This is a genomic window from Variovorax sp. M-6, from assembly GCF_052114385.1.
In the GTDB taxonomy this organism is placed as follows: Bacteria; Pseudomonadota; Gammaproteobacteria; order Burkholderiales; family Burkholderiaceae_C; genus Variovorax.
In genome coordinates this window covers 113,775-127,463 of sequence record NZ_JBFREQ010000020.1, presented here as the reverse complement: position 1 = coordinate 127,463, position 13,689 = coordinate 113,775, and the positions used below count along the sequence as shown (strand labels likewise).

Here is a 13,689-nt window from a genome sequence, read left to right as displayed (position 1 = left end):
GTGGTGGCCTATGTCGTCGAAGCCTCGGTGAAGGACGGCACGCCCACATTGCACCAAGTGACGGCGGGCGTGCACTGCAACCTGGCGGTCAACCCGCAGAGCGTGGAAGCGCAAGTGCAGGGGGCGGCGGTGATGGGGCTGTCGATGTGCCTGCCGGGGGCTGCGATCACGCTGAAGGATGGGGTGGTGCAGCAGAGCAACTTCGGGGACTTCGTCGTGCCGCGCATCACCGACATGCCGCAGATCGCCGTGCACATCGTGCCCAGCGCCGATGCGCCTACCGGCATGGGCGAGCCGGGCTTGCCGCCGCTGGCGCCGGCGTTTGCGAATGCGGTGGCGGCGTTGACGGGCAAGCCTGTGCGGGAGTTGCCCTTCAAGCTGGCTTGAGGGGGGCGCTGCGGCAAAACCCGCAGGCGCCGAGCTCCGAGGAGCCCTTCGGCCTCGTGTCGAGGGCAAGAGGCGAGGGCTGACTTCCGCGACGACTGCGTCAGAACACCCAATGAACCTTGCCGTGCAGTGCAGGTGTGAGGCCTTCGCAGTGCTGTTCGAATCGCAGGTCGATCGACTTCAAGGTCGTGCCGACGTAGGTGACCGCGTCGACGACAAACCAGCCTCGAAGTGTGTTGCATCCGCGACCCATGCCCGACCAATTCAGGCCCCCCGTCGCTGGGTTGTTGAATGGGTAGCGATTCAGGCCGCCGTAGTATCCCGGCTGAAGTTGAGTGACCGAGTTCATCGTCACGAAGGTGCCGGACCAGCCGTCCGCCTGCACCGAAAGACGGCCTCCGCTCTCGCTCACGCCCACGAGTGAAGTATCCGGCGTGTACACGGAGGTCTTGCCCCCGCCGATGTAGTCGCCCGGATCGCTCGAAATGTAGACATAGTTGCCAGTGGCCGGCGTTTGGCCCGCGGCAGGCGCCCACAAGCTCGCAGGAGGCGGATCGACCGGGCCAAGCGCAACGGAGAGGTCGTCGGCGTTCCAATGAATCTGACCATGCAAGGCGGGAGCGCGACCTTCGCAATGCTGCTCGAAGCTCAGTTCAACTGCTTTGAGGACGTCGCCGACGTAGCTCACGCTGCTGACGGTGAACGAACCTGTGAGTTTGTTGCAACCTCGGCCATCGCCGGACCAACTCAGCCCCCCGGTGACCGGGTTGTGGAAAGGGTAACGAAGAAGGTTTGCGTAGGTGCCCGGTTGCACCTTGGTCATCGCGGCGGGCAGCGCGAAATCGGCAAACCAACTTTCATCGCCGGTGACCCTGACGGACAGGTGGCCCCCCTTCGCCTGGAGAGTCAGCAACGAGTTGGCGCGCGAATATTCGTAGTGCTTGCCCCCGCCGACGTAGTCGCCTGAGTCGCTCTGCAGCCTGACCGAGTTCGGCGCAATCGGCGCGCCCGTGTCCGGCACTGTCCCTTGATCCGTGCCCGCACCCGCCTCCGTACCTGAATCCGTGCCGGTACCAGCGTCGCCTGATCCCGCGCCAGGAGCGCTAGGAATGACTGCCTCGGCGATCGTGTTCAAGCCGCTATCGTTTGAACTGGGTGCGCTGAGTAGCCCACCTGTTCCCCCGCCGCCGCCGCCGCATCCAGACAAAAGGGCGACCAATAGCGTCGAGCATGCGATGACTCTTGAAATTCTCATTCTTCGTTCTCTAAGGTTGTGGTTCTTGGGCCGAGTGAATGACGGACGGTCTTCCGTCATTTACTGGTTGCTGCGTCTCGCCGATAGCGGTGCAGCCAGGGCAGGGAGCCAAGCGTGACCACTTCAGAAGGTCTGACGTGGTGTTGCCGACGAGCCGGGCGAAAGTCCGAATCCCGCCGTGGGCACCCGCACGCGTTGGAGCGAAAGTCTATCGATGGAGGGCATCGAAACGGGCTTCAGAATTCTCTGAAGTTGCCCCCCGCCATTTCTTGTGAGGCAAGTCTCCGATGGCGGTCGGCCCACGATTTACGCGCTTCAATCCCGACACGAAAAGGACCTTCCGTCGTGACCACGCTGGCCAGTCAGGGAGAAAGAATTGGCTAAGACCGTTCGCACAGCGGCGAGTACATTCGCCGACGCCGAGCCGCTGCCCCGCAGCGCCCACGCGAGCTCAGGCGTTTTCGTGTTGGTAGACGCGAGGTGGCGTATGTGGTCGAAGCCTCGGTGAAGGATGGCACCCCACATTGCACCAAGTGACGGCGGGCGTGCACTGCAACCTGGCGGTCAACCCGCAGAGCGTAGAGGCGCAAGTGCAGGCGTTGACGGGCAAGCCTGTGCGGGCGTTGCCGTTCAAGCCGGCTTGAGGGGCGCCGCGGCCCGTTTGGAAAAAGACGGGCTCAGGATTCAATCGGCGCCGACACCGAGGCGCTGAAACACTCTGTCTCCCCGGCTTTCTGCGCCGCCTGCATCCGTCGGAGCAGGCTGTGCAGCATCTCGGTGGACAGCCCGTGGATCACCAGCCGATACCCTGCCCGCAGGGTCGACAGGGGCACGAGCGGGTGCTTGTTGTTGACCAGGATCAGATGTTCGGGCGCCGCCAGGATCGTCGCCGTGTAGATGCCGATGGTTTCGTCCAGCTGCAGCGAATTGGCCGCGCGCCAGAAATCGTTGTCGGTGAGCATCAGCTGGTAGAGCGGCGTGAACAGTTCGATGGCGCTCTGCAGATCCAGAAAATTCAGCCTGCCCCGTGGCATGTCTTCCAGGCGCAGCCCCGGCTCCCTGATCATCGAGAAATCGACCTTTTCCGCCTTGCAAAGCGCCAAGCCCTTGTCGCGCAGCGCCTTGTTCAGCCGGATCACGAAGTTGAAGAGATTCAGGTCGTGCTTCAGGAACGTCTCGTCCTTCAGCGCGTCGATGTCGGCCGGCTCCAGCGGGTGGGTGGCCACCGGAACCGGCGAATTCCGCCCGATGAAGGCCAGCACCTGCGAGCCCAGGTGAAAGTGCCGAAGGATCAGCCAGTTGGCCTCCGGCGAGACGAAGCGCTTCAGCCCCCAGGCCAGGAACCGGTGCAGCAGCATCGAGTGCGACCAGTTGCGCGGCAGGAACACCTTCACGATCTGGATCAGGATGATCGTCAGCCGCGCGATCGGCCGCAGGAACGGCAACAGGTATTGCCGCGAGCCCGAACTCGAATCGGCCAGCCATGCGGCCTTGACCTTGTCGGGCAGCGGCGTGCTCTGGTCGAGATACAGCGCCAGCCAGGGACTGGGGTCGCGCTCGTCGTGCGCCTGCGTCAGGAAATCAGGTGTTCGATCCATGGGGCATTCGCTCAGTGACGTTTTGGAACTGCATCAGGTACAGGGCCGCCGTGTGGCGCGCGGTGTCGATGATCTGGCGGGCGGCGCGCGCCTGCCCTTCGACGGCCATCACCATCTCGACCGCCGCGAGCCAGCGGCTCAGGTGCTGCTCGTCGTTGTGGCCGTGGTATTCGAGAAAGCGGAAGGCATCGGGCGGCAGCTTCAGGCTGGCCTTCAGCAGCGGCAACAGCGCCGGCACGATGCGCTGGCCCGTACCCTCGATGATGTAGATCGCCCCGAGCAGGCCGATCGGGTCCCGCGTGGCGGCCAGGCCGTGCAAATAGGCATTGAGCGCTTCGCCGCCGGGGTTGCGGCGCAGGTCTTCGATCTTTTCGACCGCGCCGCCGGCCTTGCGGTAGTCGCCAAAGAGGATGTTGAAGTCGTTCTGCTCCTCGCCTGCGTGCACGCCGATCAGCGAGGCCAGCATCTGGTAGGGCTCGCTCAGCGAGGCAGCGCCTTCGCGCATCCACAGGCTGCCTTCACGCACCTGCGGCACCCACTGCTCCATCCAGTTCAGGTAGTCGGGCACGGCGAAGCGGCGCTCGCGGATCTGGCGGACGAGCGGCGTGCGCCAGACGCAGGAGCGGTAGTCGTGCCAGATGGCGGCCAGCTCTGTCAGCAAGGCGCCGAGGCCTTCGGGCGCTGCGGCCGGGTCGTGCGGCGGGGCGATCACCAGATCGTCGTCGGGCGCCGCCGCCGCGCGGGGAGCCACCGCCACGGGAGCCGCATCGGCCGCCTCGACTTCGAGCAGCATGTACGCCGCCATGAAGCGCCCCGACTCGGGCACGTAGCAGAAGATCTGCTCGCCAGGCTTCAGCGTCTTGGTATGCAGGAACTCGGCCAGCATCACGAGGATCGACGCCGCCCCCGTATTGCCGCGCCATGCGAGGTTGCTCCACCAGCGCTCGCGCGGTATCGACAGATCCGCCTTGGCCATCAGGTCCTCGACCACCGGGATGAACTTCTCCGACGAGTAGTGGCACAGGAAGTGATCGACCCGCTTCGGATCGACCCAGCCGTCGCGCACCAGCCCCGCGTATTCGTGGATGCCGATGTCGAACAGGTGCGGCAGCAGGCGGATGTCCTGCCGCAGCGACAAGGCGCCCGCCGCCTCGGCCTCGGCCCAGGAGCCGAAATCGAGATGCCCGCGCGCGCGGTCTTCGGTCAGGCCCAGCTGCATGCAGACCGGGTAGTCGCCCGAAAAGGCACGCTGGTGCACCCACTTCAGCTTCAGGCGCAGCCCCGGCGCGCCGGCCAGCATGGGCGTGCCGTCAGACAGCAGCAAGGCGCCCGCGCCATCCGACAGCATCCAGCGCAGGAAATGGGAGTCGAAGTCGGTTTCATAGCCGCGCGCCGCGAAGCGCGAGCGCTTGAAGAGGCGCGACGGCATCTCGCTCGCCACCGCCATCGCCGAGCGGTGCGCGCCCAGCTCGATGCCTTGCGCGGCGGCCTGAATCGCCGAAACGCCCGCCGCGCAGATGCCGTGCACCGAATGCGTTTCCATCGGCTGCGCCGCCAGTTCACCCTGGATCATGTTGGCGAAACCTGGCATCAGCGCGTCGCCGCCCGAGGAGCCGCTCGCCAGCAGCGACACGCGCGACAGCTCCGCTCCGCCCCGCCGCAGGCAGTCGCGGATCGCGCCAGCAGCCAGCTGCGCGTTGGTGTGCAGGGTCACGCCCTCCGCGTCGATGGCGTAGTGCCGCGTGAGGATCCCGTTCTCCGCCAGGATGCGCCGCTTGATGCGCTCCGACATGCGATTGAGCGGCGCGATGTACGCGTCCATGCGGTCGTTGGGAATGGGCTCGCCCGGCATGAAGTAGCCGGCGCTTTCGAGGTAGACGCGTTGGAATGAGACGGGCATGGTTCAGGTGAAGGAAGAATCGGGAGGCATCAGCGGGCGGCTGCGAAAACGCGGCCACACGGCCCCCAGCACGAACACGCGCACCATGTACGGCACCAGTCCACCCTCGTTGAGCACGGGGTCCACCAGCGCGCGATAACGCGTGCGATGCAGGTGCGTGAGCTCGGACCAATGGGCATGCGGGTGCTCGTGGTGCGCAGTGTGCAGGCCGATGTTGAACAGCAAGGGGTTCACCAGCCCCTCGAAATTGCGGGCGTAGTTCAGCCGGCTACCGGGGGTATCGCCGTGCGCCTCCTTCGGCGCGGCCGTACGCACGGACTTGCGGCCATCTGCATGGGCGTGCTGCAGGTAGTTGGTTGCCAGCAGCCAGTGCAGTCCGTGCAACTGCGGCACGATCACGAAGACCAAGGCCTTGCGCCAGTCGAGTGCCAGCAGCACCGCCCAGCTGCCCAGCCACAGCGCGTACTGCGCCATGCAGTAGCGCCATGCGCCGCGCCGGTGCTGCTGCAGCCGCGCGAGCCATGCGAAGAACACCGGCATCAGCACCCATACCGCCTGGAACGGATGCAGCAGATAGCCCCACAGGTGGTTGGTGTCGCCGCCGAAGCGGTAGGTGCGCGCCACATCCTTCGGACCGTGCCGGTGGCGATGGTGGTTGGCCACGTGCGCTGGCCAGAACACGAAGGTCGGGTGGCCCTGCAGCAGCGTGATCCAGAAGTCCGTCAGCCGATTCATGCGCCGACTGCGCCACATGCGCAGGTGCACATGGTTGTGATGGATCACGCCGACGCCGAGCGTCAGGAACAGCATCAGCCCGTACAGCAGCGCGTTGAAGCCGTGGAGCCATTGCCAGGCCGCCAGTGCGGGCAAGGCGGCGAGGTAGGCCAGGCTCTGCCAGTCGCGCCAGTGGCGCAACCCCGGCCGGCGACGGCTGGCGTCGTCAGGCCGTCGCTGCGGCATGCTTTTTTCGGAACGCCTGAAGCACCGGCTCGGCCGCGTCGGCCGCGATGCGCGTCCTGAACAGCCGGTCCATGAACGTGAACTGGAAGCCGTAGTTGCCGTTGTGCAGGGCATGGTGCAGATGGTGTCGGCGGCTCGCCGCGAACCAGTGGCCGTATGACACGCCCGTGAAGAAGTCGTAATTCGAATGCCCGATGCAGTTGAAGAACAGGCTGAACACCGGCACCGCCGCCAGCGACCAGAAGCTGAAGTCGTGCACCACCATCGGCAGCAGGATCACGTTGCCGAGCATCAGCGCCTCGACGGGATGGAAGCTGTAGGTCGCCCACGGCGTGGTCACGAACGAGCGGTGGTGCGGCCCGTGAAAGCGCCGCAGCCAGCGCGTGTGCAGCAGCCGGTGGTTGATCCAGAAATGCACGTCGTTCCAGACCGCGAGCACGAGGATCTCGACGACGATCTGCCGCCACGTCGCATCGCCGTCGAGCCGCGCCCAGCCCAGCTGCAGCAGCCCCCACGGAAACACCATGCCCAGCCCGAAGATCAGCACCGACTCCCCCGACTGCCTCAGCTCGCGCCGCAACTGCCCCGGCTGCAGCGGCCGCGGATCGAGCTCGCGCCCGACACCCAGCGCCGGCAGCAAGCGCTTCGTCAGCAGCCACGTCAGGCCGCCGAAGCCGAGGTAGATGCCACCGAAAAAAAGAACGCCCCACAGCATGACCTGAGGGGCGGACAACGAAGTGAAAGTCTGCGCCATCCCCCGAGGCTACAGCAGAAGTGGGCTGCCCCTTCCCTGGTCGGAGCGATGCAGCAACGCGACTGGCTTCCCTCACCGTCACACGGCCGCGCTCGCGGTAATCGGGCGGCGACGTCATGAAGGAAACTATGATCCAGCCCCCCCAACCTGATACGAACAAGACCTCCGCCGTGAGCAACCTAGCGCCCTGTCCCCAATGCAATTCCGAGTATTCCTACGAGGACGGCTTGAACCTGGTCTGCCCCGAATGCGGCCACGAATGGCCCGCGGTGGCCGCTGCCGCCGAAGGTGCGGCCGATGACAGCAGGGTGATCAAGGACTCGGTCGGCAACGTGCTGAACGAAGGCGACACCATCACCGTCATCAAGGACCTCAAGGTCAAGGGCTCGTCGCTGGTGGTGAAGGTCGGCACCAAGGTGAAGAACATCCGGCTGATCGATGGCGACCATGACATCGATTGCAAGATCGACGGCATCGGGGCGATGAAGCTGAAGTCGGAGTTCGTGCGGAAGGCGTGAGGCCTGCCGGGGTTCGTGCCCGGCGTTGGGTGCGTCCCGGTTTCTTCGACTGAAGGGCAGACGATTCGCACGCTGGATAGCGTGCGCCAAACGCAGTAGCGCTGGCATACTGCGCGAGTCGCGTCGAAAAAGGGCGCGATCGGGTTTGGAAGCCCGTCTAGAAGACTTTTACGGCGGAAGCCGCAGTTGCCTTTTTGGCCTGCGGCTTCTCGCCGCGCGTGCCCCTTTTTAGGCGGCTCGGGCGGGAGGGCGCGAGCCCTGCCGGTTTTCTTCGTAAGAGTCTTCTCCGGTCTTCCAACCCGTTCGAGCCGCCGCCTCTCCTTCGAGTGGGCGGCGGTTTCAGCAACCGCAGTCAGGGAGACCAAAAATGGCTAAGACCGTTCGCACGGCGGAGACGACATCCGCCAAGTCAAAAACCACCAAACGCAAGGCCGCTGGTGACGACCCAGCAAAAGGCGCCGAAACCAAGAAGCACGCCAAGAAGAGGACCATCATCTCGGCGGCGTTGCTCGTCGAAGACGCGTTCTACAACTTGCGCTGGACGCATCGCGCCTACGACTGTGTACAGAATTTCCTGGCGTCGCTCAACACGCGGAACGTCGAGCGGCTTCTTGTCGAGCCCCGTGAGTTGACGGCCTTGATGGAGTTGGTCAATGCAGAGATGGGGCGGCGCGTCCAGACGGTGGAAGAGGCGATTCGTGCGGCGCGGAAGGTGATGCACTGAAGGGGGTGAGGGCTTGGTAGCTTCACGCGGCCGCCTGGGCCGCATGAAGTCTTCAAGTCCGTTCGGGCTGCCGCGTCCGTTTCATCGCGGATGCGGCGGGTGAGGCAAGTTGCATTCACTGGGAGGCCGAAAAAATGGCTATGTCTGCTCGCGCACTCGCGCATTCCTCAAAGGTCTCAAAGTCCGTCAAACCCGCAACGCTTGCTGCGAAGCGGCGTCGCGTGCCAGTCGCCAAAAAAGAGGCGCCAACAGCGCCACAGTCTTCAGACCCGAACGAGTCGGCACTCACGTATTTCTCGGAGGTCGAGGATGCGTTCTTCAATCTGGCTGATTCGCACCGGGCGTACGAGTGCCTGCAGAGCTTTCTGTCGCCTCGAATTCCTCCGTTGGACGGGATCGAGGAGTTTCACATCGAGCCGGATGAACTGCGGGGGCTGGTGACTGTGCTCAATGCGGATATGCAGCGGCAGCTGCAGGCGTTGAGGGGGACGATCATTGGGGTGCGGGAGAGGATGAAGGCGAGTCGGTAGATCGGTCGTGAGGTGGACGGGGCTCGAGGGGAGCGCGGCTCCGATGGTCTGCTCAAGACTGCGGGCATTCGCCACACGTAGCGAGCACGCGGTCAGTCAGCATTGCTGACTTTCACTGCGTCGATCTAGCCGGCGCATTGCTGACGTTCAACACGCGAAATAAGTGGGCGCGTTAGGCGGTCCGCCTTTGATTGATCGGTGATGCCTACATGGAAGACAGCCGGCGCTGTCGCTTCCTGGCAACGTGGCCTCCGCTGGCCTCCGCTGGCCTCCGCTGGCCTCCGCTGGCCTCCGCGCCGTGGTTTCCATTTGTTACGATATGTCGATGCAGCGTGACCGCCAGCGCTGTCGCGGGCAGATGAAGCGCGTGCTCTACGACGCCGCGGCCCGTCACCAAACCCTGATTCTCAATGGCCACCCGCAGGCATGGCAGGACCTGAGTGTTGCCCTGCGCAGCCTCGGATATAGAGCTGCTGCCCTTTAGAAGAGGAACCAACTGTGACTGATCGCAGCGCTACGGCAACCATCAAAGGATACTTTTACCAGTTCGACCAGACAATCGTGCGCCTGCTCGAAGCGTCTAAACATGCAGCCGTGACTGTCGAGGGTATTGAAGATATCGACCTTGACGATGGGGACGACAGCGAGTTGATGCAATGCAAATACTACGAGGGTACTGAATACAACCACTCGGTGATCAAAGAAGCAGTGATTCTCATGCTTAGGCACTTCCATGCGCACGGGTGCCCGACGGATCAAATCCACAGATATAGGCTTTACGGGCACTATAAGGGTGGGCAGAGCAAGCTTGTGCTACCTCTTACCGAAGAGTTTCTGAAGGAAAACTTTTTAACGTTTGCCAAGGAAAAAGTGCAGCACAAGGTCCATGAGGAACTGAAAATCACCGCCGCGCAGCTTGTCGCTTTTCGGGATTTGCTTGATATCGATGTAAATGCCCCGTCCTACGAAGAGCAGCAAAAAAAGCTCGTCAATCTTCTGGCTTCAGAGATTTCGGGGTGCTCTACTGTAGATGCAGAAATTTTCTATTACCCTAGCGCAATCAATGTTATCCAGGGCTTGGCCGTAGAAGCCGAAGAGGCCAAGCGCAGGATAACACGCGAACGATTCTTGAAAGAAATTGATCGCAAGGAAGTCGTTTTCAGCTCTTGGTTGCAGCAGAAGTTCGGCGCTGACTATTACGCGAAACTGATTCGCCGAAAGCACTTCAAATTCAACACCACAAAAATGCCCAAGGCGTCGCGGATTTTTGTGATTGATATGCAGGGTGAATTTGATGTGCTCAAAACGGCGAAGATGCTTGCCAACCTTGGCGAATTCTTCTCGCACAAGGAGCTCGCAAGAACGCCGCCGCAGGACAGATTCTCACCCTACGTCCTGCTGCGAGGCATCGCGCCGTCGGAATTGATCGATCTGAAGGCGAGCCTTTGGAAGAAGGGGGTCAAGTTTAACGACGGCTATCCTTTCCATGGAGCCGAATTCTCGGCTGCTTTGCTCGCCTCTGATCCCGTGAAGGAAAACCTCTGGCGGATCAAATTCATTCCAGCAGAAGATCAGTTGGCACCGGCCGTCACGGCCATCACAGGCTCATTTATTGAAATCTACGACCTGTACAAGACGACTCAACTGGAAGATGCACTCGTCCCCAAAGGAGGCGCATTTCACCCGATCAAGTGTAGCAGCTCCTATTTTATTCAAGAGGTCATGCAAGCATGAGTGATACAAGCGAAATCAAGGCCGAGGTCATTGCGATTTTCCCGGATAGAGTAAAGATCTCGGTAAGCGACATCGCAGCGTTTTCTGATGGAAAAAGCATCAAGGTCGGTTCCTATCTGCGGATCACCGATAGTGAAGATTGCGCGCTGATAGCGATCATCGAAAACTTCTGTATTGAAGTCACCGATAAGGCTGAGCGGCGCCATATCATTGAGGCGCTGCCACTCGGCATCATTGTCGATGGAAAGTTCGTCCGGGGCGGCGACACGCTCACCATTCCGCCCACCGGGGTGGCTCCAGCCACCGAGGACGACATCAAGAAGATCTTCGAGGAGTCTGTCGAGCCTGCCAAGAAGTTTGTCTTCAGTTCGCTGGTATCAAACGCCAAGATTCAGGTGCCGGTGGATGGGGATCGATTCTTCAATAAGCACCTTGCAGTGGTCGGCTCGACGGGTGCGGGCAAGTCGCACACAATCGCAAGAATTATTCAGTCCGCTGTCGAATCGAAGAGCGGCGAGTTTGCACTAAACAATTCGCACGTCGTCATCTTTGACATCCATTCCGAATACAAATCAGCGTTCCCGAGCGCAAATTTTCTGGATGCGAGCACCCTGACCCTTCCCTATTGGCTACTCAATAGCGAAGAGCTCGAAGAGGTGCTGCTAGACACAGGCGAGCGCGACAACTACAACCAGTCCGCCGTTTTTCGGCAGCTAGTCACTGAAAACAAGAAGAGGCACAACAAGGGGGCAAAGTTCGTCTTTTACGACAGCCCCGTGAAGTTCGATATCCATCAGGTCCTGAACGCGCTGTACAACATCAAGAACGAAACCGTGAACTCGAAGAATGAGGCGCGGTACATGGTGATGGATGGCACATACACGCTCCTCGCTGAAGGCAAGACGGACCCATCCCACGGACTGGAGCTGAATGCGGATCAGCGGCTGGACCTCTATTTCGAGAAGCGACTCACCTTCCACCCGACAAAGGCTCAGAGCATCACCGGCGGCAGCTACGCGGACAAGTCACTCGACAAGTTCTTCACGCGCTTCGAATCTAAGGTCGCCCAGGACCGACTTCAATTCCTCTTCGGCAAAGCGGCAGATACAGCGACGCTTGAGGGCACCCTGATGAGCCTTATCGGCTACGGGGCCACGCAATCCAACGTTACCGTGGTCGACCTCAGTGGCGTGCCGTTCGAGGTGCTCAGTATCACCGTTTCGCTGATCTCCAGAATTCTGTTCGAGTATGGCTACCACTACAAAGTGATGCGGAGTGCGGCAGGGGAGTCAATCAACAACGATGCTCCGATCCTCTTGGTCTACGAAGAAGCGCACAAGTACGTGCCGAACAGCGATCTTGCCAAGTTTCGGGCTTCGAAGTTTTCGATTGAACGAATCGCCAAGGAAGGGCGAAAGTACGGCGTCACTCTGCTGCTTTCAAGCCAACGCCCATCAGAGATTTCCGAGACGATCTTCTCGCAGTGTGCAAACTTCCTGGCCATGCGACTGACTAACCCGAGCGACCAAAGCTACGTATCACGCCTGCTGCCTGACACGCTCGGCAACCTATGCGAGAAGTTGCCCACGTTGGGTGCGGGCGAGGCGTTGCTTATCGGTGAAGCGGTCGTCATGCCCTCGCTGGTCAAAATCGCGCCTTGCAGCCCGGCCCCATCATCTACTGACATTCCGTACTACCAGCTCTGGAAGGATGAGTGGAAGAAGCTCGATTTCGCCGGCATCAAAAAGACTTGGCTTAAGGAGTAAAGTCTGCTCGATTCCTTGCATCGCCCTGCCGGCCGTGATCGGTGTTGCCGCGATCAGGCGTAGCGCTCCCGTGCGACATCGACCAAGTCCGGCGATCTCTAGGCCACCGTTGGACGTCAGACTCACATCGACCGATGAAAAGTAAATGTTGCGATCGATTTGGAGCGACTTGCAGATGAGTCGGTCGGCGGCCCTGCAAGGGCGGCTCTACTTGGCCGACATTGCTTCACGTTGGCGGAAGGAAGCGCACAACGACGTCCCGCGTATCTTCATCGCTTCGCCATACATCACTGGCCTCGTGATCCAAACGTTGTCGGAGGTACGTAGAGGCGCTGCGACCATCTACACCTGTTTCGATGCCGAGCTATTCATCCAGCGCGCATCAGATCTTGGCGCATTGAGGCGTTGTATCGAAAACGGGCACAGCGTCTTTCACGTCCCACGGCTACACGCAAAGATCGTGTTGGTTCCGGGTGTTTTTGCCAGTGTGGGTAGTCAGAACTTGACTCATGGTGGGACCCGGAACAAGGAGGCTAGCGTCGCGCTAACGGACCCACCTTCGCTACACCGGGTCGAACAGAAGTTGGCGGCTTGGGTTCACGGCTCCGAACTTGTGACGATGGCACAGATCGAGAACATGGAGGAGGCAGTGGCTGCCGCTGAGGCCGTCGCAAAGAAGCTGCGCGCAGCAATCCGCTCTGCAAATGAGCAAGTGAGAGAGCGACATCGCGAGCGCGAGGAACGGGTGAGGGAGTTGCGGGAAGTTCACGAAGCGCTGGGACCAGTGCGACGTCTTCCGCCTCTGCCCCTCGCGCTGTCCAAGGCACCTCAATCATCTGATCGTGTTGAGGCGGTACTCGCGGCAACAGGAGAATTTCAGAACCTCCGTTCCTTGATTGCCCCTAGCGGCAGAAACTTCACCGATTGGACGTTAGATGGTCAAAAAATTCATTTGAGCAAGACTGAACGCTATCTTTGCGTGATTCCTCGACTTGGATGGATTGGATGGGCTCGCGTGACAAAGACTCGCATCACGTTTGTTAGCTCGAGGCTGGTGAGAAAAGTGGAGTTCGCGGGCGAAACGCTCAGGGTCACCTTCGAGGCGCACTGGGACTTTGTCGCCAAGAGAGCGATGAACGTGATCGTCGCAATCAAAAACCCACGCGATGGGGCTAGCGTCTTGCTTGATCTCTTCTTTTCTCTTGATGACATTGTCGTTGTCACCCCTAAAACAACATTGGGCGATCCAAAGGAAAGCCGAGCCGACATCACGCTCTCGCGGCGCGTTGTGAGCGGCTGGCTTGAATTCAAAGAAAAACTGCTTGTTGCTATGCTCACCCCCTTTCGCTACGAAACAGCGCTCACGGGAAAGCATGCGGATGATTTCTTCTGGGGGGAGGTCGGAAGCATCCACGAAGTGCGATTGGCTCGCATCCACGGGCATCCTGTTCTCGTCGCCGAGGCCGTCTCCTAGTCTCGACCACTGGCCTCCGTCAATGGGCTCACGCAGCAGCTTGAGTTGGCGGCGACTGGCTACGTCTACTCAACATTGAGACCGCTGGT

Annotated in this window: 12 protein-coding genes; 7 read left to right on the top strand and 5 right to left on the bottom strand. The window is 61.1% G+C overall.

The genetic code is table 11. The annotated features are described in order from the left end of the window. A partial coding sequence (locus AB4Z46_RS21770; RefSeq protein ID WP_442285618.1) for a molybdopterin cofactor-binding domain-containing protein occupies positions 1 to 387 on the top strand: 387 nt, incomplete at its 5' end. Between the two features lie 100 nt (positions 388 to 487). Here AB4Z46_RS21770 and AB4Z46_RS21765 read toward each other — a convergent pair. From AB4Z46_RS21765 to AB4Z46_RS21745, 5 genes are all read right to left on the bottom strand, one after another. Next, positions 488 to 1,522, bottom strand: coding sequence for a hypothetical protein (locus AB4Z46_RS21765; RefSeq protein WP_442285617.1), 1,035 nt, complete (start codon positions 1,520 to 1,522; stop codon positions 488 to 490). A gap of 797 nt (positions 1,523 to 2,319) precedes the next feature. Further along, positions 2,320 to 3,240, bottom strand: coding sequence for a DUF6999 family protein (locus tag AB4Z46_RS21760; RefSeq protein WP_442285616.1), 921 nt, complete (start codon positions 3,238 to 3,240; stop codon positions 2,320 to 2,322). After that, positions 3,224 to 5,140: an iron-containing redox enzyme family protein gene (locus AB4Z46_RS21755; protein ID WP_442285615.1), complete on the bottom strand. Its 1,917-nt coding sequence runs from the start codon at positions 5,138 to 5,140 to the stop codon at positions 3,224 to 3,226. Before AB4Z46_RS21755 ends, AB4Z46_RS21760 begins: the two co-directional genes overlap by 17 nt. A 3-nt stretch (positions 5,141 to 5,143) precedes the next feature. Beyond that, positions 5,144 to 6,100, bottom strand: coding sequence for a fatty acid desaturase (locus AB4Z46_RS21750; RefSeq protein ID WP_442285614.1), 957 nt, complete (start codon positions 6,098 to 6,100; stop codon positions 5,144 to 5,146). Further along, complete coding sequence (locus AB4Z46_RS21745) at positions 6,081 to 6,854, bottom strand: sterol desaturase family protein (RefSeq protein ID WP_442285613.1); 774 nt, start codon at positions 6,852 to 6,854, stop codon at positions 6,081 to 6,083. Before AB4Z46_RS21745 ends, AB4Z46_RS21750 begins: the two co-directional genes overlap by 20 nt. A gap of 170 nt (positions 6,855 to 7,024) precedes the next feature. Between AB4Z46_RS21745 and AB4Z46_RS21740 the strand changes: the two genes are divergently transcribed. The 6 genes from AB4Z46_RS21740 to AB4Z46_RS21715 all read left to right on the top strand — a co-directional run bounded on the left by AB4Z46_RS21740 (position 7,025) and on the right by AB4Z46_RS21715 (position 13,600). Beyond that, positions 7,025 to 7,372, top strand: a complete 348-nt coding sequence (locus tag AB4Z46_RS21740; RefSeq protein WP_442285612.1) for a zinc ribbon domain-containing protein YjdM — start codon at positions 7,025 to 7,027, stop codon at positions 7,370 to 7,372. Positions 7,373 to 7,739: 367 nt separating this feature from the next. After that, positions 7,740 to 8,096, top strand: coding sequence for a hypothetical protein (locus tag AB4Z46_RS21735; protein WP_442285611.1), 357 nt, complete (start codon positions 7,740 to 7,742; stop codon positions 8,094 to 8,096). Between the two features lie 221 nt (positions 8,097 to 8,317). Beyond that, a complete protein-coding gene (locus AB4Z46_RS21730) occupies positions 8,318 to 8,626 on the top strand; it encodes a hypothetical protein (RefSeq protein WP_442285610.1) in 309 nt (102 codons plus the stop codon). A gap of 498 nt (positions 8,627 to 9,124) precedes the next feature. Further along, entirely contained in the window at positions 9,125 to 10,360 is a 1,236-nt protein-coding gene (locus AB4Z46_RS21725) for a DUF4297 family anti-phage-associated protein (protein ID WP_442285609.1), read from the top strand. Then, entirely contained in the window at positions 10,357 to 12,126 is a 1,770-nt protein-coding gene (herA, locus tag AB4Z46_RS21720) for an anti-phage-associated helicase HerA (RefSeq protein WP_442285608.1), read from the top strand. Before AB4Z46_RS21725 ends, herA begins: the two co-directional genes overlap by 4 nt. 145 nt (positions 12,127 to 12,271) lie before the next feature. Further along, a complete protein-coding gene (locus tag AB4Z46_RS21715; RefSeq protein WP_442285607.1) occupies positions 12,272 to 13,600 on the top strand; it encodes a phospholipase D-like domain-containing protein in 1,329 nt (442 codons plus the stop codon). Positions 13,601 to 13,689: the final 89 nt, after the last annotated feature.

Coding starts and splice junctions, on each gene's coding strand:
- AB4Z46_RS21755 (WP_442285615.1), bottom strand. CDS start 5,140: ATGCCCGTCTCATTCCAACGCGTCTACCTCGAAAGCGCCGGCTACTTC.
- AB4Z46_RS21760 (WP_442285616.1), bottom strand. CDS start 3,240: ATGGATCGAACACCTGATTTCCTGACGCAGGCGCACGACGAGCGCGAC.
- herA (WP_442285608.1), top strand. CDS start 10,357: ATGAGTGATACAAGCGAAATCAAGGCCGAGGTCATTGCGATTTTCCCG.
- AB4Z46_RS21715 (WP_442285607.1), top strand. CDS start 12,272: ATGTTGCGATCGATTTGGAGCGACTTGCAGATGAGTCGGTCGGCGGCC.
- AB4Z46_RS21735 (WP_442285611.1), top strand. CDS start 7,740: ATGGCTAAGACCGTTCGCACGGCGGAGACGACATCCGCCAAGTCAAAA.
- AB4Z46_RS21745 (WP_442285613.1), bottom strand. CDS start 6,854: ATGGCGCAGACTTTCACTTCGTTGTCCGCCCCTCAGGTCATGCTGTGG.
- AB4Z46_RS21750 (WP_442285614.1), bottom strand. CDS start 6,100: ATGCCGCAGCGACGGCCTGACGACGCCAGCCGTCGCCGGCCGGGGTTG.